This window comes from Candidatus Nitrosocosmicus sp. T, from assembly GCF_054408485.1.
In genome coordinates, this window is sequence record NZ_CP166992.1 from 1,043,344 (window position 1) to 1,067,388 (window position 24,045).

Annotated in this window: 26 protein-coding genes, 1 tRNA gene and 1 pseudogene; 22 read left to right on the forward strand and 6 right to left on the reverse strand. The window is 36.1% G+C overall.

Going from position 1 to position 24,045, the window contains the following annotated elements:
• The first annotated feature begins 195 nt into the window (after positions 1 to 195).
• Positions 196 to 621, forward strand: coding sequence for an NUDIX domain-containing protein (locus tag AB0A59_RS05400; protein ID WP_458747074.1), 426 nt, complete (start codon positions 196 to 198; stop codon positions 619 to 621).
• 148 nt (positions 622 to 769) lie between these two features.
• A pseudogene (locus AB0A59_RS05405) lies at positions 770 to 2,298 on the forward strand (B12-binding domain-containing radical SAM protein).
• Between the two features lie 108 nt (positions 2,299 to 2,406).
• Here the strand turns inward: AB0A59_RS05405 and AB0A59_RS05410 are convergent.
• Together AB0A59_RS05410 and AB0A59_RS05415 are read right to left on the reverse strand one after the other, a co-directional pair.
• Positions 2,407 to 2,742, reverse strand: coding sequence for a hypothetical protein (locus AB0A59_RS05410; RefSeq protein ID WP_458747075.1), 336 nt, complete (start codon positions 2,740 to 2,742; stop codon positions 2,407 to 2,409).
• Between the two features lie 52 nt (positions 2,743 to 2,794).
• Positions 2,795 to 3,637, reverse strand: a complete 843-nt coding sequence (locus AB0A59_RS05415; RefSeq protein ID WP_458747076.1) for an FAD-binding oxidoreductase — start codon at positions 3,635 to 3,637, stop codon at positions 2,795 to 2,797.
• 575 nt (positions 3,638 to 4,212) lie between these two features.
• Between AB0A59_RS05415 and AB0A59_RS05420 the strand changes: the two genes are divergently transcribed.
• Complete coding sequence (locus tag AB0A59_RS05420) at positions 4,213 to 4,797, forward strand: hypothetical protein (protein WP_458747077.1); 585 nt, start codon at positions 4,213 to 4,215, stop codon at positions 4,795 to 4,797.
• A 5-nt stretch (positions 4,798 to 4,802) separates the two neighbouring features.
• On the opposite strand, the gene AB0A59_RS05425 is transcribed toward AB0A59_RS05420, so the two are convergent.
• The 3 genes from AB0A59_RS05425 to AB0A59_RS05435 form a co-directional block, all read right to left on the reverse strand.
• On the reverse strand, positions 4,803 to 5,270 hold the full coding sequence (locus tag AB0A59_RS05425; protein ID WP_458747078.1) for a peroxiredoxin: 468 nt from the start codon (positions 5,268 to 5,270) through the stop codon (positions 4,803 to 4,805).
• Between the two features lie 129 nt (positions 5,271 to 5,399).
• The gene (locus tag AB0A59_RS05430; protein WP_458747079.1) at positions 5,400 to 6,443 is read right to left on the reverse strand and encodes a redoxin family protein; all 1,044 of its coding nucleotides are present in this window, start codon (positions 6,441 to 6,443) and stop codon (positions 5,400 to 5,402) included.
• A gap of 79 nt (positions 6,444 to 6,522) precedes the next feature.
• Positions 6,523 to 6,607, reverse strand: a tRNA-Leu gene (locus AB0A59_RS05435).
• A gap of 98 nt (positions 6,608 to 6,705) precedes the next feature.
• Between AB0A59_RS05435 and AB0A59_RS05440 the strand changes: the two genes are divergently transcribed.
• The 10 genes from AB0A59_RS05440 to AB0A59_RS05485 all read left to right on the forward strand — a co-directional run bounded on the left by AB0A59_RS05440 (position 6,706) and on the right by AB0A59_RS05485 (position 16,774).
• Positions 6,706 to 6,942: a DNA-directed RNA polymerase subunit N gene (locus AB0A59_RS05440; protein WP_458747080.1), complete on the forward strand. Its 237-nt coding sequence runs from the start codon at positions 6,706 to 6,708 to the stop codon at positions 6,940 to 6,942.
• Between the two features lie 6 nt (positions 6,943 to 6,948).
• On the forward strand, positions 6,949 to 8,199 hold the full coding sequence (eno, locus tag AB0A59_RS05445; protein ID WP_458747081.1) for a phosphopyruvate hydratase: 1,251 nt from the start codon (positions 6,949 to 6,951) through the stop codon (positions 8,197 to 8,199).
• Between the two features lie 209 nt (positions 8,200 to 8,408).
• Positions 8,409 to 9,041, forward strand: a complete 633-nt coding sequence (gene rpsB / locus AB0A59_RS05450; protein WP_458747563.1) for a 30S ribosomal protein S2 — start codon at positions 8,409 to 8,411, stop codon at positions 9,039 to 9,041.
• A 7-nt stretch (positions 9,042 to 9,048) separates the two neighbouring features.
• Positions 9,049 to 9,912, forward strand: a complete 864-nt coding sequence (gene amrB, locus AB0A59_RS05455; RefSeq protein WP_458747082.1) for an AmmeMemoRadiSam system protein B — start codon at positions 9,049 to 9,051, stop codon at positions 9,910 to 9,912.
• 33 nt (positions 9,913 to 9,945) lie between these two features.
• Complete coding sequence (mvk, locus tag AB0A59_RS05460) at positions 9,946 to 10,986, forward strand: mevalonate kinase (protein ID WP_458747083.1); 1,041 nt, start codon at positions 9,946 to 9,948, stop codon at positions 10,984 to 10,986.
• Between the two features lie 100 nt (positions 10,987 to 11,086).
• Positions 11,087 to 11,902 (forward strand): isopentenyl phosphate kinase, encoded by an 816-nt coding sequence (locus AB0A59_RS05465; RefSeq protein WP_458747084.1) that lies wholly within the window; start codon positions 11,087 to 11,089, stop codon positions 11,900 to 11,902.
• Positions 11,903 to 11,943: 41 nt separating this feature from the next.
• The gene (fni, locus tag AB0A59_RS05470) at positions 11,944 to 13,062 is read left to right on the forward strand and encodes a type 2 isopentenyl-diphosphate Delta-isomerase (protein WP_458747085.1); all 1,119 of its coding nucleotides are present in this window, start codon (positions 11,944 to 11,946) and stop codon (positions 13,060 to 13,062) included.
• The gene (locus AB0A59_RS05475) at positions 13,037 to 14,044 is read left to right on the forward strand and encodes a polyprenyl synthetase family protein (protein ID WP_458747086.1); all 1,008 of its coding nucleotides are present in this window, start codon (positions 13,037 to 13,039) and stop codon (positions 14,042 to 14,044) included. The genes fni and AB0A59_RS05475 overlap by 26 nt, the downstream gene beginning before the upstream one ends.
• 6 nt (positions 14,045 to 14,050) lie before the next feature.
• Positions 14,051 to 15,895, forward strand: a complete 1,845-nt coding sequence (gene gltX / locus AB0A59_RS05480) for a glutamate--tRNA ligase (protein ID WP_458747087.1) — start codon at positions 14,051 to 14,053, stop codon at positions 15,893 to 15,895.
• Between the two features lie 9 nt (positions 15,896 to 15,904).
• Positions 15,905 to 16,774: a fumarylacetoacetate hydrolase family protein gene (locus tag AB0A59_RS05485; protein WP_458747088.1), complete on the forward strand. Its 870-nt coding sequence runs from the start codon at positions 15,905 to 15,907 to the stop codon at positions 16,772 to 16,774.
• Positions 16,775 to 16,844: 70 nt separating this feature from the next.
• On the opposite strand, the gene AB0A59_RS05490 is transcribed toward AB0A59_RS05485, so the two are convergent.
• Positions 16,845 to 17,174: a hypothetical protein gene (locus AB0A59_RS05490; protein ID WP_458747089.1), complete on the reverse strand. Its 330-nt coding sequence runs from the start codon at positions 17,172 to 17,174 to the stop codon at positions 16,845 to 16,847.
• Between the two features lie 308 nt (positions 17,175 to 17,482).
• On the opposite strand from AB0A59_RS05490, the gene AB0A59_RS05495 reads away from it, so the two are divergent.
• The 9 genes from AB0A59_RS05495 (at position 17,483) to nuoK (ending at position 23,984) form a co-directional block, all read left to right on the forward strand.
• A complete protein-coding gene (locus tag AB0A59_RS05495) occupies positions 17,483 to 18,679 on the forward strand; it encodes an NAD(P)/FAD-dependent oxidoreductase (RefSeq protein ID WP_458747090.1) in 1,197 nt (398 codons plus the stop codon).
• Between the two features lie 61 nt (positions 18,680 to 18,740).
• On the forward strand, positions 18,741 to 19,115 hold the full coding sequence (locus tag AB0A59_RS05500) for an NADH-quinone oxidoreductase subunit A (protein ID WP_458747564.1): 375 nt from the start codon (positions 18,741 to 18,743) through the stop codon (positions 19,113 to 19,115).
• 60 nt (positions 19,116 to 19,175) lie between these two features.
• Positions 19,176 to 19,691, forward strand: coding sequence for an NADH-quinone oxidoreductase subunit B (locus tag AB0A59_RS05505; RefSeq protein ID WP_458747091.1), 516 nt, complete (start codon positions 19,176 to 19,178; stop codon positions 19,689 to 19,691).
• Entirely contained in the window at positions 19,691 to 20,221 is a 531-nt protein-coding gene (locus AB0A59_RS05510) for an NADH-quinone oxidoreductase subunit C (RefSeq protein WP_458747092.1), read from the forward strand. Before AB0A59_RS05505 ends, AB0A59_RS05510 begins: the two co-directional genes overlap by 1 nt.
• An 88-nt stretch (positions 20,222 to 20,309) precedes the next feature.
• Entirely contained in the window at positions 20,310 to 21,389 is a 1,080-nt protein-coding gene (locus AB0A59_RS05515; RefSeq protein ID WP_458747565.1) for an NADH-quinone oxidoreductase subunit D, read from the forward strand.
• Complete coding sequence (locus tag AB0A59_RS05520; protein ID WP_458747093.1) at positions 21,389 to 22,690, forward strand: complex I subunit 1/NuoH family protein; 1,302 nt, start codon at positions 21,389 to 21,391, stop codon at positions 22,688 to 22,690. The genes AB0A59_RS05515 and AB0A59_RS05520 overlap by 1 nt, the downstream gene beginning before the upstream one ends.
• Positions 22,687 to 23,187 (forward strand): 4Fe-4S binding protein, encoded by a 501-nt coding sequence (locus AB0A59_RS05525; RefSeq protein ID WP_458747094.1) that lies wholly within the window; start codon positions 22,687 to 22,689, stop codon positions 23,185 to 23,187. Before AB0A59_RS05520 ends, AB0A59_RS05525 begins: the two co-directional genes overlap by 4 nt.
• Positions 23,177 to 23,698: an NADH-quinone oxidoreductase subunit J family protein gene (locus AB0A59_RS05530; protein WP_458747095.1), complete on the forward strand. Its 522-nt coding sequence runs from the start codon at positions 23,177 to 23,179 to the stop codon at positions 23,696 to 23,698. The genes AB0A59_RS05525 and AB0A59_RS05530 overlap by 11 nt, the downstream gene beginning before the upstream one ends.
• Entirely contained in the window at positions 23,682 to 23,984 is a 303-nt protein-coding gene (gene nuoK / locus AB0A59_RS05535; RefSeq protein ID WP_458747096.1) for an NADH-quinone oxidoreductase subunit NuoK, read from the forward strand. Before AB0A59_RS05530 ends, nuoK begins: the two co-directional genes overlap by 17 nt.
• Positions 23,985 to 24,045: the final 61 nt, after the last annotated feature.

Consider the following 24,045-nt stretch of genomic DNA (forward strand, 5'->3'; position numbering starts at 1 on the left):
ATAAAAAGAGGGTAAATGGACTATGTTTTTTATGATTCATTAGGAGTATATTGGCTGCTTGACTCTGGGGTAACTCCTTCAGTGACATTCTCCTCTGCATTTAAACGAAATTTTACCTATTATATGTACGAGAAAATCCATAGAAACAGTATTATATTTATTACTTTACAATCTACGTAATTGGGATAGAGAAGAGTGACGATAGAGCTATCAGTGGGTGCAATAATAAGATATCAATCTGTTGAATTTAATAGAGATCATTCGGAATTTCTACTTTTGAGAAATAAACGGGGATTTTGGGGTTTTCCCCAAGGCCACAAGGAAAGAGGCGAGAATGAAATTCAGACATTGCAGAGAGAGGTACAGGAAGAAACCGGGATCGTCGATTTAGATATACACCAATACATCGGCAAAATTCAATATAAATACTTTAGAGCGGATGGAATTCGATCAGAGAAGGAAGTAAAATTTTATTTTGCAACTACTCCAATTAGAGAAGTCACAATATCAAATGAACACGAAGGTTTCAAATGGACTACTTATCAAGATGCGCTTTCACTTTTAGATCACCGTCAACTGAAATCCATAATACTAAAAGGCAGAAGAAGAGGCCTTTATTAACACGGATGCTTCTAAAGTTACTGTCCTACTCCGCATACTCTAAATGCTATGAAAATAATTTTATACCTACGTTTTATTAATAGAAGCGGATATAGATTAAAAAATGGTTGCTGGTAAAAGAATAGTACTAACTGCCGATCGTAGTTTGATGACCAATTATAGAGGTAATTTTCTCTATGGGTTTATTGCATGTGGCCCATATGAGCTTGTCCCTGAATTTGTTTTTGATAAACTTTTTTGTCCTAGTGTTGAAACTGATAAGAATACTGGCGAAATCAAAGTTGCCCAATGTGGTTTACGTCGTATCGAAAGTGCATTAATACGAGAGTATGATAAAAGTGAGGTATTCCTAGCACATCCGGAAATGTTGGAGAAGTGTATTGGACCACAAACCAAGGTTGTTGGAATAAATGTCATGGATCCGTTGGGAATGGCTCCGGTTACTACTACTATGTCCCCTGAAAAATTATCTTATGTGGCAATGAAATTTAAAAAAATGTGTGCTTCAATCATTCAGTTAAAAAAGAAATATGATTTTAAAGTTGTCGTTGGAGGTAATGGGTCTTGGGAATTAGCTAAACCTGAGAGGATGAAGATTCATGGAATTGACACCGTTGTGATAGGTGAGGCTGATGAATTAGCTTTAGATTTGTTCCATGACCTGGAAGCTGGGGACGCACCCGAACTCCTGCATACTTTTGTACGCAATATAGAGAATATTCCTGTTATACGTGGTCCAACGATTAACTCATTAATTGAAGCCATGAGAGGTTGTGGACGAGGTTGTGATTTTTGTGACGTCAATAAGAGATCTAAGAAGGATATTCCATTAGAAAGATTACAGGAGGAGGCGAAAATAAACTTGCAATATGGTTTCGATTCTATCTGGCTGCAATCAGATGAAATGCTTCTTTATGGCTGTGATAACAAAGATTTTATACCAAATCAGGATGCAATTTTGGGTGTTTGGAAGGGCCTGAAATCGGTAGGAGTAATTTTGTGGGTACCACTCACATGACATTGTCTGCCGTTGCTTCCTCTCCAGATTTGATAAAAAGTATATCACAGGTAAATGATATGGAAAATAATGGTCGTTGGCTTGCCACTAACTTGGGAGTTGAAACTGTCGCTCCACGAATGGTAAAAAAACATCTTGGAGTAAAAACGAGGCCTTTTCAACCAGAAGAATGGGGAGCAGTTGTAAGAGAGGGATGCAAAATATTAAATCAAAATCATTGGTTCCCCGCACTAACACTGATAATTGGATGGCCCGATGAAACACCTGATGAGACTCAATACACTATTGATTTGATCCAGGATTTCAGACAAATGCGTATGAGAGGATTAGTCGCCCCATTGCTATATCAGGATTTCTCTGAGAAAAATTCAATGCACTTTGGAAATTTGAATGAATCACAATTTGCGCTTTTCTGGACCTGCTGGCAACACAATCTTAGGGTTATAAGCGATATTATACCTATAATTATTCGTAACAAGTCGTACGGACCTGCTATGAAAGTGTTCATGGCAATGTTAATAAAGTTTGGAACGTGGGCCATTATGAAATACTTGCGTGGCCTCTCTAAGGGATTATTTGAAGGAAAACCTGCTGAAGATATTGTTGCAAAATATGTAAGGCCGCGTTCTGTGACCGCTCCAATGCCTCCAAAATTATGAAATAGAGCGAATCTATTTTAGAATTTTAGTTACATGTTTTGTTTCCAGCTCAATTGAGCGAGAATATTTGATGTTTTTCCAAGATTTATTCTTGGAAAAAAAGACAAACTATTGTATTGAACTAATTTGACTTAATGCTACATCAGCAATGGTGTCCCTCTTAGGAGTGATGACAATAAAATAATTCTTGTCAGCTCTCTCCATAACATTGACTAATTTATGTTTTTTTGCAGAGATATCAAATTCGTACATTCCGCGTTCAAGATTCCCCTTAGTATAAATCATCAGTAGTGTCTCTCCTGATAACGGGGTAATAGGGACCATCGAAAATACATATCCTTTGTAAGAACTAATTGGAAGGATTTGTTTCATATAGGGCGCTACAGAAACCAAATAAATCAAAACATCTTCGATAGTTTCGAATTCTTCAAATTCAAATTTCATTTAAATTAACTATTTGAAAGTAGGTTAAATAAACTTTATAACAAAAAGAGGTTTATCCGTACGATTCAAATTTAACATCAAATGTGCCGTCTTTTCTCTTGTTCCTTTCGGTTACAAAACCCTTTGGTACAAGTGAATCTAGTACTCCATCTACAGTTCCCTGCCATCCGCACACATAAAATGATGTATTTTGAGGAGTAATTTTCTCGCCTACAAGTTCTTCCAATGGGGATTTATCATTACCTGGCATTGGACGTAGGAAAGTTTCCACTCTCCCCTTGTGCCCATTCCAGGACCTATTGAACCATTCTTGAGGTCTGCTTATACTAGCTCGATATCTGAAATTCCATGCATTATCACCTTTATCCAAACTCTCCTCCTCCAGCTCGGTTAATAATTCTCTATAACTTAGCTCATCGACATAGCTTGCACCGTGAAGGACAATGATTTGTCTTTTAGTCCCTTTGGATTTTAGGTGCAGAGAATATGATATGAATGGGGCCAAACCTGTTCCACCCCCAATTAAAACTAGTCTTCTGTTATCTGGACCGCCGTCAGGCATTTTTTCATTAATTGTAAAAATGCCAGTAGGTTTGACCCAATTAATTTCGTCACCTTCTTTTTTATCAAATAATTGAGTTGTAAGCCTTCCGGGTAGTGGTTTTTTAACCCACCGTACTATAAGTTCAAAGTATTTTTTTTGTTCGGGAGGTGAGGCAATAGAATATGCTCTTCTTATCACTTTACCTTCATTTGGAACATTCAAACCCAAGGTAACAAACTGACCAGGTTTAAAGTCTGGAACTTGGCCATCGTTTGGTTTAACATGAAAAATCGCAAGGTCTTCCTTTAAAACCCTAATATATGAAACTGTTGCCTTATTGTCTACTACCATAATATTCTCTGTTTTAAGCCAAGTTAGTTAAATATTTTGTTTTCATAATTTTTATTAACTAATAAGTGTTTTAATTATCGGACTGGAAATTACGAGATCTCATAACGATTTTGTCATGACGAATCATTATTAAATGAACCCTACACAAAACTGGAGGAGACCTGGATGATACTCTTAACAGATGATTTGGTCTAGTTGAACTTTTTAATAATAGTATAGTAAGGAGATCCTTTGTGTCTTTCGATACATTTTTGACAAATCGATTTATCACCGTATTTCTTATGACAGGGACAATCGCAAACCAAATTCATGTTGGATCCCAAATAATACTCTATGAGAAATTGACGAAACATATAAATCGTTATATAATATATTACGAAATTCTAAAAGTCAAGAGGTGTTCGATTAACCATCTCATGAGTACCAATGGTCCTCAAGTGAATCTACATACCGCTTATGATATCAACATTCTGAGAATTGATGAGAGTGTCTTTTTCATCTTTTACCGATAAACATCCGAATTTCTATATAGTATAAAGTATAATCTAAATACGACTGAAATTTTGACCGAATCCATGCACTCACTTGTTACAAATTCAATTATTTCTTCAACATCTTGCAAGAAGTTTTTGGCTTCTGATGGTATCTCATCTAACTATCTGTTACTGAAGGATCCATCAGGAAAAGTATTGCTTAATTGCAAGGATGTGAATGCTCTGAAAGGTAAAATAGACGGAGTAGGCGTTTCTTTTGCTATAACTAAGAATTTAGACGAGTATCAGTTTCTTGTATGTAAATACATTCCCACATTACCTGATCATGATGTGTTTAAGTTGAAATTTCAAAAGATGCGTTTGCTTATTATCCTGTTCATAAATAAGATGGTCAAAATACTACTTCAACCTAAAATAAACTCGAAGGTCTTGGCTGACTTAAATAGACACGGTAATGCTATCTTGTTAGAGGTTTCTGAATTAACTCAAGAGTATCGTGAAAGAGACAAAGACGACAACGTCAGTTATTGTTTCAACAGTAAAAATGCAGATAAAATAAATCTCAAAATGGACTATTTTATCCAATATGAGGCAACCGAAATCCAAATTAATCGGATTCTTTTATCAATTTATGGTTTTGATACAACAGCATCTGCAGTTGAATGAAAGTGTTATTCCTCGCTAAAAAATTCTAGGACTTCTCTACTATGACCTTTAGGTTTAACGCTTGAATATATTTTGGCAATTTTACCAGTTTGATCAACAAGAAAGGTTGACCTTGTAATACCATAGTACTCCTTACCCATGAATTTTTTGAGGCCGTATACACCGTAACCCTTCGAAATTTCATTATTAGGATCAGCTGCTAGCATATACGGAATATTCATTTTCGATCTGAATTTTATATGAGAATCCTCCGAATCCGGACTTATTCCGATAACCTCGATCCCTTGTTGTTCAAACAGATCATAGTCTCTAGTGAATTCCTCGGCCTCTACGGTACAACCAGGTGTAAAATCTTTTGGATAAAAGTAAATAACTATTTTCTTTTGATTTAGTAGATTTGACAACTTGAATTTTTCACCTTTAGAGTTTTGAAACTCAAAATCGAAGGGTTTGTGGCCCTCTCTGACTTCCATTACATCATGGCCTTCTTGATTTGTCATATTGTAATGTTCACATACTCAAAGATACATGTTTGTTTTCATCTTGTCTTACCTTTTGCTCAACAGGCATCTATAACTAAAATCTCTGACTGTCATTATGCTCTAACCAAATACAAATGTATAAAAATAAAAATTATCTGTAGTAGGTAGTATTTCTAATATATGACTTTCAGGATTTGATGTCTTAACTATATTCATGATATGTGGCCATGTGATTTCGAAAAAACTGGAACTACTATCCTTTTTTGTATGATATCCTAATTGTTGATCAGTTAAAAATTGACCATCAAGCTTGATATTTGCAAATGCAGGCTTTTTGTCTATACTTGCAACTATTACATTCACATTCGAAGCCATATTGTATTTGAAGATGATTGCTGGCTGCTTCTCTTTATGGTCAAATGATGCCTTTATACCCTCTCTATTCCATTTCCATTTGCCTCTTAAATATACGGTATTATCCAACACGGTTACAGGTCCATTAAACACGTTATATTCATCAATTTTAGCTTTCTGATTATTACCAAACCTTGTAAGACGGGAGTAACCAACACAGATCTCAGGGGCCATACCGGTAAAGTGCATTCCATATATTTTGGTCACCTCATTTTTTTCCTTGTTATTTTCATTGAATAAATCATCCTGTGAATCTGATAATTTTCCCTTTTGCTGTACCAACGGTGCGTCCGAGTATGGAAGATCGAGCAAATCGTTCAATGCCTCTTTAAAATCATCAAATGTCCCATAACCTGGATGTTCGTATCTAACAAACCCGTCTCTGTCAATCAGAATGTGCTTGGGCCAGTATGAATTTCCATATACCTCCCAAGTCTTATTGTTGGTATCATATCCAGTTATATATTCATTTAATTCTAACTCTTTTAATGCCCTTTCAACATTAGTGATATTTTTGGCAAAATCGTACTCAGCGGAATGAATTCCAACAACAACCAAACCTTTGTCCGAGTATTCCTCTTTAATCTTCTTTATCGTTGGGATGGTTCTTAAGCAAAAAATACAAGTATATGTCCAGAAATCCAAAAGTACTACCTTACCCTTTAATTCTTTTATACTATGATTGGAATTATCGTTCCAATTGTTGATATCTTTAAACTCAGGTGCTGATATAGCAGGTATAATGTCCATCTAATGACTATTTTCTGTCCATGTAATTTATGTCTGTATTCTAGCCGCTTATAGGATCTTGTTAAAGAGTCATATCAGATGCGGGAGATGGGATTTGAACCCACGAACCCCTAAGGGATAAGGCCCTCAACCTTACGCCTTTGGCCAAGCTGGGCGACTCCCGCTTTGACCTTTTATTATAGGAAGGATAATTTGAATATTCCCAATAATATTATAACGTGATTTTGAATGATTTTTATTATGGAGTTCATTTTTTTATACCATGCTTGTTCCAGTAAGATGCTTTACATGTGGAAAACTAATAGCTAATATCTATAATGAATATTTAACCCGGTTAAAACAGGGAGAAGAACCGAATAAAATTATGGATTCTTTAAAAATTACAAGATATTGTTGTAGAAGGATGTTTGTCTCGAGTGTAGAGACCATATATCAAGTCATTCCATATTATGAATCTCTGCGGAAACGAAGGGCGGAGATACAATCTGAGATGGAATGATAGACATTGCCTAAAATCACTTCGATTGAGGAAAGGTTAGTTTTTAACAGCCGAGGCGATAAATCCATCGAAATTGATGTTAAGTCTGACAACAAATTTCAGGGAAGGGCTTGTGCTCCCTCCGGTGCTAGCGTCGGAATGTATGAGGCACAAAGCTTTGTTCAAAATGATCCAGAGCAAACCCTCAAAAATTTTAGAAATATAAAGAATAAATTTATTGGAATTGACAGCACAGATCTCAAAAATTTACACGATGTAATCAAAACAGTAGATCCCTCTGATAATTATTCTAATATTGGCGGAGCAGTAGCTTACGCTCTTACTATAGCCACTGTGGAGTCAGCTGCCAGAGCCATGAATATTCCATTTTACAAAGTCTTGAATCCTCAAATGGATAGGATTAGTTTCCCCTATCCTCTCGGGAATGTATTGGGAGGTGGTGCTCATGCTGGGCCCGGAACTCCTGACTTGCAGGAATTTTTGATATGTCCTATCAAATCGAAATCTATCTTTGAAGCAATCTCTTTGAATTCGCAGATTCACAAGGAGGTAAAAAAAAGTATCGAAAAAATCGACAGTAAATTTACGTATGGAAAAGGAGATGAAGGTGGCTGGGCGCCTGCTATTGTGAATGATCGCGCCATTGAACTAGTTGAAAACGCAATCATTAACTGTGGATATGATCCAAAGAAAGAAGTTAGAATGGGTGTAGATTTCGCAAGCTCTTCCTTATGGGATAACCACAAGAAAGTATATGATTACCGACGTGAGGGCATCATTAGAACAACAGAGGAGCAGATAGACTATACTAACAAATTAATCCGTGATTACAACCTCGTTTATGCGGAAGATCCGTTACATGAAGAGGATTTTGAGAACATGTCGGTTATTACTAGGGATAACCCTGGATGCTTCATTACAGGTGATGATTTGCTTGTTACAAACACAAATAGAGTTAGGATTGCGGCTGAAATTAAGGCATGTTCTGGAGCAATTTTGAAGGTAAATCAAGCAGGCACCTTATATGATGCCATGTTATTTGCAGAAGAATGTAACAAGAGTAATATCAAAATCATTACCTCCCATCGATCGGGTGAATCGGTTGATAGTCATATTTCTCATATTTCAATCGCTACAAATTCAATAATGATAAAAACTGGAATAGTAGGCGGTGAAAGGATTTCCAAATTAAATGAATTATTAAGAGTGTCAGAGTATGGTTTAATAGAAGGAATGGCTAAATGGAGCAGTATATAATGAATATGAATACTGAAGAATTGGATTCTATTGATAATTCTAATAATGAACAACTTGATAAAACAGTTAATGATGATCCTTCCAAAACTGAGGACGAAGATTCAACGAATACTACTGTTAATACAGAAGAAACTTCTGAAAGTTCTAATCAAATTGAACAATCAACCATAGGCAATGAGGAATCTAGCAGCAGCAACAGCATGTCTGAAATGGCAGAACAATCAGAATCATTGGAAGATCCTAATAATTTAGAGAAAATGATATTATCAACCGGAATCAGAGTGGGAACTCCAATTAAAACTAAATTTATGACATCATTCATAACTCGTGCTAATCCAGAAGGGTTATACATACTTGATATTAGTAAAACCCTTGCCCGAATTGATGTTGCCGCTAAATTTATTGGTAGAACTAATATTGCCAATGTTGCAGTCACATCTGCAAGGGAATACGGAAAAACACCAATCGAAAAATTTTGTGAACTGACGGGTGCTCGTGGTATATTTGGAAGATTTATGCCCGGAACTTTTACAAATCCTTCACTACCAAAATATTTAGAACCTGAAATAGTTATAGTCACAGATCCGCAAGCCGATGAGCAAGCGGTATTAGAAGCGACAAGAGCTGGGGTCCCCGTAATCGCTTTATCAAATAGTGACAATATTACCGCTAAAGTAGATTTGGTAATACCATCAAATAATAGGGGCAGGAAAGCTCTTGCCACAGTATATTGGCTTTTGACAAAAGAAGTCCTCAAAAAACAAGGGAAGATAAAATCTGACTCTGAAATGCCATTAACAATAGATGATTTCGAGGCAAAACTAGTTGAAGAGTTAATCTAATAAAGTTTTGACACGTGAACATAACTTTAGTGGCGTTTTTTATCCTAAAGATTATGGGAAATTGAATGAGTCGATTCAAAACTTTTTTTCACTTTTAAATTCTTCCCCTGAAGATAGCAAATTCTTACAAATGGTAACTGAGTATATCCAAAATAAGAAGATCCTAACATTCATAGTTCCTCATGGCTCATATGATTACTCTGGTTTTGTGGCTGCATTTACTTATTATCTAATAGATAAAATAGAATGCCAAAACTTCATAATATTATCTTCTGATCATCGTGGAACAAGCCCTGGGATCTCCCTGATGGATCATGGTTATTGGAACACACCATTAGGTCAAGCACAAATTAATGAGATAATGGCAGATAATTTGATAAAGAAAAGTAGTACCGGCTTTATACATGTAGATTCATATTCTTTTGAAATAGATAATACAATTGAAACTCAGTTACCATTTATTCAAGTTCTGAAGAAGAATAATTTCAGATTTTTACCTATACTCCAAAGAAAGCAGGACAAAAACACTTGTATAAAATTGGCAAAGTTATTAGCAAGTATATTACCACAAGATGAGAGGGTTGTATTAATTGCTACAACCAACTTTACTCACTACCTAGGTTATGAGGAATGCTATGCCATCGACAAAAAAATGATTTCGGAGATTACCAAGATGGATGTAGAGTCTTTTTACAATACGTTAAAAAACTATTTTCAGTATATTTGTGGATATGGTTGCGTAGCTACTGCTATAGAATTTTCAAAACAATTGGGAAATTTTGATGTTATTTTATTAAAACATCTTACAAGCGGCGATATCGATGGCAATAGGTCGTCTGTGGTGGGATATTCATCGATTCTAATGCTTTAGCGGATTCAAGGAGCAGGGGGAGGATGAGTTTGATTGATTTCACATGCTAAAACTTTTGAAAGACAGATAGTAACAATAGCACCAGGGAAAGTGATCCTCTTTGGAGAGCACTTTGTGGTTTATGGATATCCTTCATTAATTGCATCGATAAATAGGTTCTTTAAAGTAAAAGTAATTTTCTGGCCCTCTACAGGCAACGACATTCAAATTGAATCAAATCTAGGTTTTAGAGCCACCGTACGGGATTCAGTACTTATCTTCCCACCAGATCAAGACAAGGCATTCTACGAAACCATCAGGAAATTGTACAATGTTATTAAATATTTGGTGACTAGTACTACAATTCATGTGCAACCCAGATATAATATTTTTATTCATTTGGACTCTGAAATTCCGCTAGGAGGAGGACTTGGATCCTCTTCAGCTTTTTGTGTTGCATTAACAGCTGCCCTTTACCATTTAGTAAATAACAAAGTAGATAAGAATATGATTTGTTTTGAATCTATTAACGCGGAGAAAATAATCAATAGAAATACTTCAGGGGCTGATTGTAATATTTGCACATTTGGAGGTTTGGGACAATTTGATAAATCAAACGGTTTTAAAAGGATTTCAGCGGATTTCAGCGATTACCAGTTTTTGATAATAGATAGTGGAGTCTCCCATGATACATTTTCTATGATAGAGAAAGTATCTAAAATCAAAAATAACAATCCTAATGCTTTTAGTAACCTATGTAATGAATATGGAAGTATTTATGATCAAGTTTACAGCTTCCTTGAGGATAAAGAACTTGGACAGATTGGTGAACTTTTAAATAGAAACCACGAGATTCTCGCGAAACTGTCTTTGTCTAATCCAATAATTGATAAGATAGTTAATATTTGCAATTCTGAGGGCTCATTGGGAACAAAAATTACAGGGGCAGGAGGTGGGGGCTCGGTCTTATCGCTTATACACAAGGAGGATCAATCAGTACCCAAAAAAATACTAAAAAGATTGGATTTGCTAAATTTAAAATATTTCTTTGCAAAGATTGATCCTGAGGGCCTAAGGATTGATTTCAAAAATTAGATACCTCATCAAAAATAGACTACACGACTATCTAGATTATCAAATATTTTTTAAATCACACAGTTAATAATATCTTGATATTTCATTAATTAAATACATCTTGAAGAGCAGTAATTTAATTATTATAAAGCTAGGCGGATCCGTCGTTACATTCAAAGAAAAACCATTGACCCCAAACTTCAATGGGATTGAAAAAATAGTAGGGGTGTTGGGTGAAATTAATAAAAATTTCAAGATTATTATTGTTCATGGTGGGGGATCTTTTGGCCACTATTGGTCTGTAAAATATGATATGCACACCAAACCATATCCGTATTCAGATCTAGGTGTATCAGTAGTTCATGAATCTATGATTAAACTAAATCACATAATTATTAATAAATTCATAGAGTCTAAATTAAAACCTTATTCGATTCAACCGTCTGCATTCGTATTCAATAGTGTGGCAGATCCTGAAAGGATACATAATATTCTTGATATGACTACTGAGAATGATCTGATACCCATTACGTTTGGAGATGTAATTTATACCTCGGGTAATAACTTTTCGATCCTTTCCGGGGATACAATCATGTCCATGCTGTGTAAGGTGTTAAATCCAAAGTTCTCTATTTTCACCACAAATGTAGATGGAGTATATAGTGATATTACGAAAGGAGAAATAATTCGAGAAATTCAAGTCGATAAGATGGGAACTAGCAATATTCTTTTGGAAGGGGTGAGAAAAAAAGGACACTCTAATTCTACTTTTGATGTTACTGGCGGAATGAAACGGAAAATTACTGAATCTATTCAAATTGCAAATTCAGGGCGTCCGGTATATTTGATAAACGGTTTCCATCCAGAAAGAATATTAGATATAATTCACGATCGTGAGTACATCGGTACATGTATAAGAACCAGTTCTGGGAGTTAGCAGGAAATTGAGGTATTCAAATCTCTGGAAGGGAGTTACAAATGGATCGCGATAATCCCTCCCTTTCAGAAAAACAAGTTGAAACAATTAAGAAAAGAAAAAAAGAAGGGATAGACATTCCTCTAAAGGAACAGGTCCAAGGCAAAGAAAGTACAACTCTTTTGGAAGATGTTTATTTGATCCACAATGCCTTGCCAGAAATCAACTTCGAGGATATAAAATTGAATACCACTTTTCTTGGTAGGAGCTTTTCTGCTCCTATAATTATTGATTCGATGACCGGTGGCACTGATGAAGCATTATTGATTAACAAGAGGCTTGGTCAAATTGCAGAGAAATATGGGTTTGCAATGGGACTTGGAAGTCAAAGGGCTGGGCTGAAAAGTGACAAGCTGATTCCGAGTTACTCTGTTGCCCGTAGTGTTGCCCCAAATGCTTACTTGATTGCAAATATAGGTGGGGCTCAACTTGCTGAAGGGCTGTCAAAAGACGAAGTCAAAAAAATCATACAAATGATTGATGCAGACGCGTTAGCCATACATTTGAACCCACTACAAGAATTAATTCAACCCGAGGGGGAGCCACGCTTTAAGGGTATTCTACAAAAAATAACCTCACTAAGAGACAACATAGAGATTCCCATTATAGTCAAAGAAGTGGGCTCAGGAATTTCGCCTGAAGTTGCAGTCAGGCTCCAAGGCGCTGGTATAAGAGCTATTAACGTTGCAGGATCGGGAGGCACTAGCTGGGCTGGGATAGAAAAAATAAGAGCAGATAATGTAAAGAGTGATCTAAAATCCAATTTAGGCAACCTGTTTTGGGACTGGGGTATACCGACTGCTCTCTGTGTTTTATTAACTTCAAAATATGTAGACATCCCTGTGATTGCTTCGGGTGGACTTCGAAATGGCCTAGAAATAGCCAAGTGTTTGATGCTTGGAGCTAAAATGTGTGCAATGGCATTTCCTTTCTTAAAGAAGGCTGCAGAGTCCGAAAATGAATTGGACAAATTTACACAATTGATTTTAGCACAGTTGAGAGGTACTATGTTTTTGTTAGGTACATCTAATATTGAATCTCTAGTTAATACAAGATATATATTGAAAGATAAATTAGCAAGTATGTTGAATAGTTATGAGTTCAGAAGAAATAAAAACTGAAATCAATTTTGTTGCTTCTAAAATAAATCAATTTATTCTCAATAATATTTCTGGCGAACCTTTTGTTTTGTATGCGCCTTCATTGCACTATATCAAGAGTGGGGGTAAGAGGCTGAGACCGTTTATGACTATAAAATCCTGCGAACTTCTCAATGGTAATTTACAATCATCATTGCCTGCTGCTGCTTCTATAGAATTGATTCATAATTTTACATTGGTTCACGACGACATAATGGATAATGATAACATTAGGCATAACGTGACGACAGTGCATAGGCAATTCGGAATACCTTTGGCAATATTAGCTGGGGATGTTCTCTTTTCCAAAGCATTCCAGGTAATATCTGTTCATGGTAAAGAAGTTGGAATCGATCAATCGGTCCTACTAAGGATGGTTGATATACTATCCTCTTCCTGTACGGATGTTTGCGAGGGACAAGCCTTGGATATACAAATGGCACAGGATGACGAATTTTCTTCAACTAAATCGTATATTGAAATGATTGAAAAAAAAACTGCTGCCCTGTTTAGAGTTTCATGCGAATTGGGCACGTTATCATCGCCAGATTTTACTGAAAAAGACTTTGAAAATTTGTCTGCCTATGGGAAGAAGATTGGTGTTGCATTTCAATTAATAGATGATCTAATTGGAATTCATGGAGATTCAAAAATAACTGGCAAATTTGTAGGAAATGATATACGAGAGGGGAAAAAAACTCTGCCTATCTTATTGGCTTTTCAGAATCTGAGTTCTACCAATAAGGATTTACTAAAACAGCTATTTGGCAGTAAGAATGCCAAAGATTCTGTAATTGCGGAGATGATAAAAAAAATCGCTGAAATTAAAGTCGATAAGGAAGTTCGTGACATTGCCAACAACTACGCTGAAGAAGCTTTCAAAACATTGCAATCCTATGACCGTTCTCCTGCCTTAATTTCATTAGAAAATTCTGCAAAATACATCGTAGAGCGGAGTTTGTAGTTCATATTGACCTCTGATCAGAAATTTATCAATACCGTTAAATTGATAGCCTTAAAAAACGCTATAGATTTTAACAACACAATAAAAATTGACGTTGTTATTTCAAAGACTTTTTCAATCTCAAAGTACTTGATAGGGAAAATCAATGTAATAGATTTAGTCCCAGAAATAAAAGAAATTGCCGGTGAATTAAACAGACTATCGATTGAAGAAAAAAAAATACTATATGATTCAATTATTTTGGAGAAGAATCATTATTTAGAAGACATCCAAAGTGGCTCGGCGGCAAACGATAATACCCAAAAGGCATTAGAAAACAAAAGAAAAAAAACAATATCCGGAAAGGGTATCGAATTTGAACTCCCAAATTTGGATGGGGCAATACAAGGTAAAGTAGTAACAAGATTTCCACCAGAACCAAATGGCTATCCTCATATTGGACATGCCAAAGCGGCAGTAATTGATGAAGAATATGCTAGGAAGTATGGAGGAAAATTGATCTTGCGATATGATGATACCAACCCTCTAAAAGAAAAGATTGAATACTACCATGCCATAAAAGATGGTCTTGATTGGCTGCAGGTAAAACCAGATAAAATTAAAAATACTTCTGATGATATTCTCAAAATCTATGAATATGGTAGGAAGCTAATAAGGAGAAATTTTGCATATGTTTGTTCATGTTCGCAAGAAAATATCAAGAGTAATCGCCAAAATGCTATCGCGTGTGAATGTACTAATAATTCGATTGAACATAATTTGTATGAATTTGAAAATTTGATCTCAGGAAATTATGATCAGAACCCCGCAATCCTTAGGTACAGAGGAAATATGTCCAGTTTAAACACTGCAATGCGGGACCCAACTCTTTTTAGAATCATATCAGGGGGCCTTCACCCTAAGGTAGGGTCAGAATTTTCATTATGGCCTACTTATGATTTTGCCGCCCCTGTAGAAGATAGCCTTGATGGGGTTACTCATGCCTTTAGGACCAAAGAATACGAATTACGAAATGAATTATATTTTTCTATCTTGGACAATCTTTCTTTAACAAAACCAAAGCTAATTGAATTCTCAAGGTTGGAATTTGAAGGCATTCCGGTTTCTAAGCGGAAAATTACACCATTGATTGAAAAGGGCATAATAAAGAATTGGGATGATCCCAGACTGCCTACACTATTAGGTTTGAGGAGGCGCGGAATACTACCCCAAGCAATTAGAAAATTTGTTCTTTCACTCGGTATTACATTATCTGAAACCAAACCCTCGATGGAAATATTGGAGTCATTTAATCGGAAACTGTTGGATTCCAAAGCACCACGACTCTACTTTGTCAAAAATCCCGTCCAGGTAAACATAGATTCGCTTAACATCGATACAGTTGAGATAAGAAATCATCCTACTCTTGACATGGGTAAGAGGTTAATACGGGTGGGAAATATAATTTATATATCTAACGATGATGCAATTAAACTAAAAATCGGAGATACATTAAGATTAATGGACTTATGCAACATAGAAATTCTGTCAATTGAAAAAAATCTCAATATGAATAATGACGGTGTAGATGGCCGCAACATTATTATCTATGCAAAAAATAAGGGAAATGAAATTTCTCACAATATTCCAAAGATTCAATGGGTCTCTAACTCTGACTCTCAAAATTATAGGATCTTAAGACCACTAGCGCTATACCATGGAGACAAATACAACGAAAATAATTTAATAGAAGATTGCGGATTATCAGAATCCCATATATCAAAACTTGAGCTGGGAACTGCCATTCAATTTGTTAGATATGGATTCTGTAGGATTGATGATAGTTCAACTGCAATATTTACACATAGGTGATTTAAAAAAATGAAAATAGCAAGAATTAGATTAAAAGATTCAGTAGAAACATACGGCATTGTATCAGAAGATGGAAAGAAGATTATTACCAAAGAACAGATTCAGGAAAAGACTGGAGTCCCAATACCACCGCGAATTAAAGAATTCTTATTTGGCGGTTGGCTTTCAGAAATAAATTCTGTTGGATCTGGACTTACATATGATTTGCCCATAGATGAGGTTGATTTATTAGCTCCTCTTCCCAATCCGCCTAAAATTATATGTCTAGCTTTCAATTATTATGATCATGCCCGTGATGCAGGATTGACTCCTTCGGAAGAACCTGTAATATTCTTAAAACCAAGAACAGCGTTAAATTCTCCTCACGGAAATGTCATCTCTCCTTCCTACGTAAAGCGGCTAGATTATGAAGCAGAAATAGCAGTAATTATTGGAAGACAGGTAAAAAAAATTTCTGAGAAAGATTCATTAGATGCCGTATTTGGTTACATGATATTCCACGATGTTTCTGCGCGAGATATCCAGTTTAGGGATAAACAATTCACACGAGGGAAAAGTATTGATACGTTTGCTCCTTGCGGGCCATGGATAACGACTAAGGACGAAATTCAAGATCCTCAAAAATTACGTATTACAACCAAGGTAAACGGGGAATTAAGGCAAAATTCATCAAGTAGCAATATGGTTATCCCTATAAGGAAAATAATATCTTCATTGAGTGATCTTATAACAATTGAGCCTGGAGATATCATATCAACTGGAACTCCTGCTGGAGTAGCTATGTCAATGAAAGAACCTAGATATTTGAAACATGATGATATAGTAGAAATTTCTATTGAGGGATTGGGAACGATCAGAAATCGGATCATGTTTAATTGAATAGAGTAAAACAACCATCCAGTTTTCCCAATTAAGGTATCGCTTTGTTATAATCATTTGTAATTATTATTCAATCATGATTTCGCGATTCGGTATTCTTGGATTCTTTGTCCAAAGCCATTTTTAGTTCATATTCTAATAATCCACAATAATGCTTGTACGTTTCTACCAATTGTTCTCTAATAGTAGCTAATTGCATTGACAGGTTAAGCGTTTGTACACAACTCTCAAGTGATCTCTCAGAAGCGAATACTTCCATCTCTAATTTAAATTTCTTTACTATCTCTCTCTGCTCATCACTGATTTCTTCAATCGATTTAATGATTGACTGGATATTTTCATTTAATTGCCTAGTCTCCCTTTTATCCTCCTCATGGGGGCGTTTTCGCAGAAATATCAAACTAAACACCGTTTGTGCGCATAATTATTATTTATTTACTAAATCAAAGTCGTGAGAAAATAATTTATTCAAATTCTCCAGCCTCTTATCTAGTATATCTAGGTCTGGTTGTAACTACTTGTAACCCAACTATGTCCTGCAAATATATTTAATCAAGAATATGGTCTGTGCATCTACTTTGAATCAAGGTCGGATGAGTAGGGTGTTATTTATTAGAAATTGGATCCTCCTATACGATTATTAAATGAATCATAACATTAAACAAAGAAATATGTATAATACCCCTTGGAGAATAAATTATTAATTTATTGAAATATGACATTGCGATAGTAGGGGGAGGACCAGCAGGATTATCTGCAGCATATTCTGCTTCAAAACATGGTGCAAATGTGATCCTTTTCGAGAAGGATCCTTCTTTTGGTCATAATATTAGGACCAGTGGTGTTACCTGGATCAAGGAGATTGAAAAATTTGGTATTACAGAGGAATACTATAATCCTATCAAGAATTTTTCCTTTGTATCACCCACTAATCAAATCATGATTTCAGGTACTTTTAATTCCGCATGTGTTCTAGATGTGAGGAAAACTTATCAATATCTAGCATCAAAAGCAGCATCCGAGGGTAGCAATCTGCTTGTGAAAAGCCAAGTTATTGATGTTCAAAAAAATTCACAAAGACATTCAAGCATCCTGAAAGTGAATTCTCCTAGCGGATCATTGGATGTGGAGGCGACTTTAGTAATAGATGCATCTGGCTTTAGTAGTTTTGTTTCAAGGAAATTAGGATACGTCGACTCGTGGAAGAGATATGGCATTGGAGCAGAATATGAATGCTATTGTGATAGTGTAGATAGAGAAACTATGTGCCTTATGGTGGGACAGATTTATTCGGAGGCCGGATATGCTTGGCTTTTTCCGTTATCAGAAAATCGAGTAAGAATAGGGGTGGGCATTGGAAAACCAAATTCAAATACTGACCCATTAGCTAAATTGAACAAAATCATGAAAAGTCTGTTGCCTCCATTAGATAAACTTGGAAAAATTCAACCTTTGGAGTTACATTACGGCATGATTCCAAATGAAGGATTGCGGTTAAATAGTGTTTTTGATGGATTGATTATGGTTGGAGATACCGTAGGTCAGGCAAATCCACTTGTGTTAGAAGGCATAAGATATGCAATTGAGTTTGGACGTTTGGCCGGAAAGGTAGGAGCTGAATCTTTGAAACACGATTCGTCGCAAGATTCCTTGAGGCCCTATGAAGTAGCAAATAAAACCCTCCTTGAAAAAAAAATAAAATCAGCATTAAAGGTTCAATCAAGATGGCTTGGTCTTTCTGACTCAGAATGGGACAAAGAAATTGAAATAATAAAAGAATTGTCAATAGATGAATTTTTAGATTTTATTAAATCAGATTTTACATACACTAAAATGACCAAACTAGCTCTTAACCATCCCAAACTGATTGTTAAACAATTGTTTAAGCTCGTACTAAACAAATAGTCTCTTCTATGAGCATCAAATAAGAAGATATAAATATCTTCTATTGTCAGCCACTGTTAATTTGGCAGGAGAAACCGCTACGCAATTTCTTCCAATATTATATTTATTTGGATTTGGAATCTTAGCTGGGGTCCCTTCAATAGTTTTGTCGAGGTTGTTGATGACAAGAAGAAGGTACAATCCAGTAAAATTTCTTCCAATGGAATGTGGTCAAGTTCCTTCAGGAGAAGGACGATCTCATTTTATGATGCAGTATTATTCTTATATCCTAATGTTTGTAGTGTTCGATGTAATGTCTATCTTTCTGTATGCATGGGGTGTTACCTTTTTCTCTATCCCTAAAGAGGCAACATTGCCAATGATAGGATTTTTGGGTATTATGTTCGCCGCAATGGGGTATGCATTGTTTTTGGCCGGCAGAAAAGGAATCTGGTAATCTTGTTGAACACAATAGGTATTAATAACTTGAATGTAAATATTTATCAAGTGTAGAGGTATGTTAAAGGAGCTCGTTAACCCTACCAATTTTAATGTTTTAGTGTCTAAGCTAGGTGATGTTTTAGTCAAAGCTTTGGATGAACCATTAGGCTATGCAATTAACTGGGGCCGAGTCTGGTCACTATGGCCCGTTCACTTGGAAACTGCTTGTTGTAGTGTTGAATTTGGTGCTGTTTCTAGTCCGCGCTATGACGCTGAACGATTTGGAATACTGGAAGCATTTGGATCTTTAAGACAGTGTGACTTGATAGTTGTTCAAGGAACCGTCACAAGGAAAATGGCACCTAGGCTCAGAATGGTTTATGATCAAATGCCAGAGCCAAAATACGTTATTGCTATGGGAGCATGCGCAATAACAGGTGGATTGTATCTAGATTCATACAATGTTTTACCTGGATGTGATAGTATTTTGCCAGTAGATGTGTATGTCCCTGGTTGCCCGCCAAGACCTGAAACTTTGATTCAAGGTACTATGCTGTTGCAAGAAAAAATTAAAAGGTCGAAAATTAAATAATGGAAAACGCCGAAACCAAAAATAATCAAACAAAATTACTGGAAGTTAAAGAAGAAGCGACTCATTTACTATCTAATAGTCTCATTAATTCAGTCATTACTAATTTTGGAGAACAAGTTAAACTTGTGTATAAAAAAGAAAATCGTTCCAAAATAATGGTGAGTCCTGAAAACCTTGTAGAAACAGCGCTTTATTTGAGAAATAACCATGGATTTGATCATGCTGAATCGGCCTCGGGAACTGACTACCCTACTGATAATCAAATTGAGATTAATTATCATCTAGGATCGTATAGTAACACCGATTATTATCCTTATATTGTCATACTATCGACGAGAGTGGATAGAAGCGATCCTAAATCAAATAGCTTGATAAATATATTTCCAAGTGTAGAATATCATGAACGTGAAACGTATGAAATGCTGGGTGTTTATTTTTTGGGTCATCCACGTAATGAGAGATTTATTTTGCCTGAAGATTGGGCGGATATACCACCTCTTAGAAAGGATTTCCGCATAAAAGGAAGATGATTATGAAATGAGCAGTCTGGAGGACAAAATCGATGAGGCAAAGAAATTATCACTTCAAATAACAAAGGAAACTGAAGATGACCGATTAATGACTCTAAGTGTTGGTCCACAACACCCAGGGTCAGGCCATTTTAGATTCGTTATTAAAGTTGATGGAGACTATATAGTATACGTAGATCCTGACCCCGGCTATGTTCATAGGGGACATGAAAAAATGTGTGAATATAGAAATCACTTTCAAAATATACCCCATTTAGAACGCCCAGTGATTCATGATTCTTGCAATATTACTTATTCTTACAGTCTGGCTGTTGAGGATCTTGCGGATATCTCAGTTCCCAGAAGGGGACAGTTCATTAGAGCACTCGCATCGGAACTTAGTAGGCTATCTTACACATTGTATTGGCTAGCAATATATGGTATATTCTTAGGACATTCAACAATGTTCATGTGGCCTGCTGGAGATAGGGAACTGCTTATTGATTTATTAGAGCGATTAACTGGGGCCAGAATAACTAATGCATTCAATATTCCTGGTGGAGTTAGAAATGATATTCCCTATAATTTTAAAGAAAAATGTCTGTCTCAGGTTAATTATTTTGAAAAAAGGCTTAAAGAATATGACGATATTTTTTTTAATAATCCACTGTTAAGACAAAGAACTGAGGGTGTAGGAGTTTTAACCAAAGAAGATGCGATTAAACTAGGTGTGACAGGTTCTGTCTTGAGGGCATCGGGTGTACCATACGATATAAGAAAAGTGGAACCATATGACGTTTATAATGAGCTTGATTTTAATGTCCAATATATGAAAACATGCGATTCATTTGCAAGAGCATATGTTCCTATGCTGGATATGCGTGAATCCTGTCACATAATTAGACAATTACTGGATAAGATGCCTGAGTCAGGAGACGTTAGAGAAAAATTGCAATTTAATCTTAAGAGTCCCCCTGGTGAAACATACAAGAGAGTAGAATCAGGAAGGGGAGCTTTGGGGTATCATGTGGTTAGCGATGGATCACCAAAACCCTATAGGGTAAAGGCATCGGTTGGTTCATTTAGGAATTTACTTGCTTTACCTTTCCTGCTAACAGGATCAAAATTGGGTGATATGCCTGCAATTTATTGGTCTCTTAATTATTGGCCGGTGGAGGCTGACAGATAATGGGTTCACTGACTCCAGATTTTAGATTCGGGAACTTCGTAGGCAGTGTAGTTTGGCTCCTATTTGTTGTCTTAGCGTTAGTTACCTTACTTATTCTTCCGATAATCTTTTTTACATTGTTTTATGTTCCTTTGCCTGAAGTCGACGGACAAGTCTTAACACCATATCTTTTCTTTTCGATGATGGTTGATCCTTCCAGAACGCTTCCTATTGTTCAATTTTTTGTTCACACCGACCTGTTTAGGGCAGCTGTTTTTCCAGGGTTTGGATTTGCAGCTTTGATAGCCGCAGCTACAATATTTGTCGAACGAAAATTGCTGGCCAAAATGCAATTGCGTGTAGGACCATTATATGCTGGTAAAGTTGAAGGTATCTTCCAATTATTGGCAGACGGGTTAAAACTTCTTACAAAAGAGATTATAGTACCTTCAGGCGCTGACAAACCCATATTCTGGTTGGCCCCCATAATGTTTGTGTCTACTGCTGCTGCGGTAGTAGCGCTGATTCCAGTAGCTTCAGGATGGGTAGTCGCTGATGTTAGCGTAGGGTTATTAGCTGCTTTTGCAATATTGGGCTTCTTTCCGTTGATTGCATTACTATTTTCATGGGCCAGTAATAGTAAATATCCATTTTTAGGAGGATTAAGGGCTCTCCACCAAATGATTGCCTTTGAGATACCTTTTTTCTTATCGGCGTTACCGGTTGTTATTCTATCGTCGTCACTTAATCTCTCAGAAATTGCGAGATCACAAAATGCTTTCTGGAATATCTTTCTACTCCCGATCAACGCTTTTGTATTTTTCATTTCTTCACTAGCTGAATTAGAAAGGATTCCGTTCGATTTACCCGAAGCTGAGAGTGAAATAGTTGCAGGCTGGTTGACTGAGACTACGGGGATGATATACGGATTAATACAACTTGGTAGCTATTTGAAATTGTATGCTCTAGCAGGATTATTTGTAATTCTCTTCTTGGGTGGATGGTCGGGTCCCCAAATTTTTCCCCAAGAATTAATTCCAGGAGCTCATGATTCTAATTTTCCATTACTGCAAATGTTAGCTTTAGATGGTCTATACAACCCTATAACAGTAAATAGCATATTCTGGTTCTTGGTGAAAACAATAGTGATTATATTTCTAATGTTGATTATCCGAGGTATCAATCCACGAATCAGAATTGATATTTTGCTTCATACTGGATGGTACAAACTGATAGTTTTAACATTCATAAATCTGTTCGTCGTATTAATGTTGATTTACGGTGGAATTATTGGACCGGAGGGAGTGATTTCGATACGATGAAAACTGCAACAGGTTTCATAAAAGCACTGGAGTCTGGAACTAAGCATATACTTTTAAAGAGATTTACCCTCCGTTATCCTGAAGAAAAGCTGAAATTCGTGGGTGACGGATACCAATTTGACCCCAAAAAAGGAGTTGGAATTGCGGGGACGAGAGGTAGACATATTTTGTTTCATGACAAATGTACCGGATGTCAACTTTGTGCTATCGCTTGCGAAGGAATAGCAGAAGCAATAACTATGGTAAAAGTTGATGAGCAATGGAAGCAAAATAAAAAATCTATAATGCCTCAAATCGATTATGGAAAGTGTGTTTTTTGTGGTCTGTGTGTAGATGCATGCCCATTTTATGCATTATATATGACCAATGACTATGAGTTATCCTCTTACACAAAATCTCATTTAATATATACTCCATCCCAATTGGCCGTCAAACCAAAATATGACGGCGATGTAGAAATAAAAATAGGACGCCGAGGTGCTTATCATGGTAGATAGCGTATTTGTGGGATTGTCTGTTATCACGATTGGTTCAGCTATCTTGTCTCTTGAGAGCCGGGAGTTACTATACGGTGGTATAGCACTGGCAATTTCCATGCTAGGGATAGCGGGTTACTTTATTATTTTGGACGCTCCTTTCGTTGCAATGTTTCAAATAGCTGTGTATGTGGGTGCAGTTGCGGTTCTTATAATATTTACCATCATGTTGGTAAGAGCACAGAATACCGTTACGAAAAAAGAAACTAGGAAAAGAAAGGTTGCAGGTATCTTACTTGGATTAGCCTTTCTTATTTTAGCCGGATCGATTTTAGGAAACTCTTCTGTAAACCAGCTGAAATTTAACGATACAGTTCCCATATTTGATGTCCAGGCTATAGGGAAAGAATTAATGACATACTATTCACCGGTATTGATAGTATTGGCGCTAACACTGGCAGCAGCGATAATAGGTGCATTGGCTTTAGCACGAAGAGAGGATATTGAGGAAAGAAATGAACCAGCCAATTGATTTTCTCTATATAGCTGTAATTCTATTATCCATTGGAATTTATGGATTAGTTGTAAAAAGAAATGCTCTGAGACTTATATTTTCCATAGAGCTAATAGCAAACGCTGTAAACCTTGCACTTATCGCATTTTCGAGAATGCTGCCTAGTCCTCAGGGCCAAGTCTTTGTTCTTTTTTCCATTGCAATCTCTGCTGCTGAAGTTGCAGTAGGCTTAGGAATCATAATTGTGGCCTATAGATTCTATAAAGACATTGATGTTACCGAATATAAGAACCTTAAGAATTAATTTTTATCCACCATATTTATTTTTTTGAAAATTCAACCGTATAATATATAAAAGGAGTTAA

Bases quoted from the DNA above. Each gene is read 5' to 3' on its own strand.
- AB0A59_RS05410 (WP_458747075.1), bottom strand. From the start codon at position 2,742: ATGAAATTTGAATTTGAAGAATTCGAAACTATCGAAGATGTTTTGATT.
- AB0A59_RS05415 (WP_458747076.1), bottom strand. From the start codon at position 3,637: ATGGTAGTAGACAATAAGGCAACAGTTTCATATATTAGGGTTTTAAAG.
- AB0A59_RS05420 (WP_458747077.1), top strand. From the start codon at position 4,213: ATGCACTCACTTGTTACAAATTCAATTATTTCTTCAACATCTTGCAAG.
- AB0A59_RS05425 (WP_458747078.1), bottom strand. From the start codon at position 5,270: ATGGAAGTCAGAGAGGGCCACAAACCCTTCGATTTTGAGTTTCAAAAC.
- AB0A59_RS05430 (WP_458747079.1), bottom strand. From the start codon at position 6,443: ATGGACATTATACCTGCTATATCAGCACCTGAGTTTAAAGATATCAAC.
- AB0A59_RS05440 (WP_458747080.1), top strand. From the start codon at position 6,706: ATGCTTGTTCCAGTAAGATGCTTTACATGTGGAAAACTAATAGCTAAT.
- rpsB (WP_458747563.1), top strand. From the start codon at position 8,409: ATGGCAGAACAATCAGAATCATTGGAAGATCCTAATAATTTAGAGAAA.
- fni (WP_458747085.1), top strand. From the start codon at position 11,944: ATGGATCGCGATAATCCCTCCCTTTCAGAAAAACAAGTTGAAACAATT.
- AB0A59_RS05475 (WP_458747086.1), top strand. From the start codon at position 13,037: ATGAGTTCAGAAGAAATAAAAACTGAAATCAATTTTGTTGCTTCTAAA.
- AB0A59_RS05485 (WP_458747088.1), top strand. From the start codon at position 15,905: ATGAAAATAGCAAGAATTAGATTAAAAGATTCAGTAGAAACATACGGC.
- AB0A59_RS05505 (WP_458747091.1), top strand. From the start codon at position 19,176: ATGTTAAAGGAGCTCGTTAACCCTACCAATTTTAATGTTTTAGTGTCT.
- AB0A59_RS05510 (WP_458747092.1), top strand. From the start codon at position 19,691: ATGGAAAACGCCGAAACCAAAAATAATCAAACAAAATTACTGGAAGTT.
- AB0A59_RS05515 (WP_458747565.1), top strand. From the start codon at position 20,310: ATGACTCTAAGTGTTGGTCCACAACACCCAGGGTCAGGCCATTTTAGA.
- AB0A59_RS05520 (WP_458747093.1), top strand. From the start codon at position 21,389: ATGGGTTCACTGACTCCAGATTTTAGATTCGGGAACTTCGTAGGCAGT.
- AB0A59_RS05525 (WP_458747094.1), top strand. From the start codon at position 22,687: ATGAAAACTGCAACAGGTTTCATAAAAGCACTGGAGTCTGGAACTAAG.
- AB0A59_RS05530 (WP_458747095.1), top strand. From the start codon at position 23,177: ATGGTAGATAGCGTATTTGTGGGATTGTCTGTTATCACGATTGGTTCA.
- nuoK (WP_458747096.1), top strand. From the start codon at position 23,682: ATGAACCAGCCAATTGATTTTCTCTATATAGCTGTAATTCTATTATCC.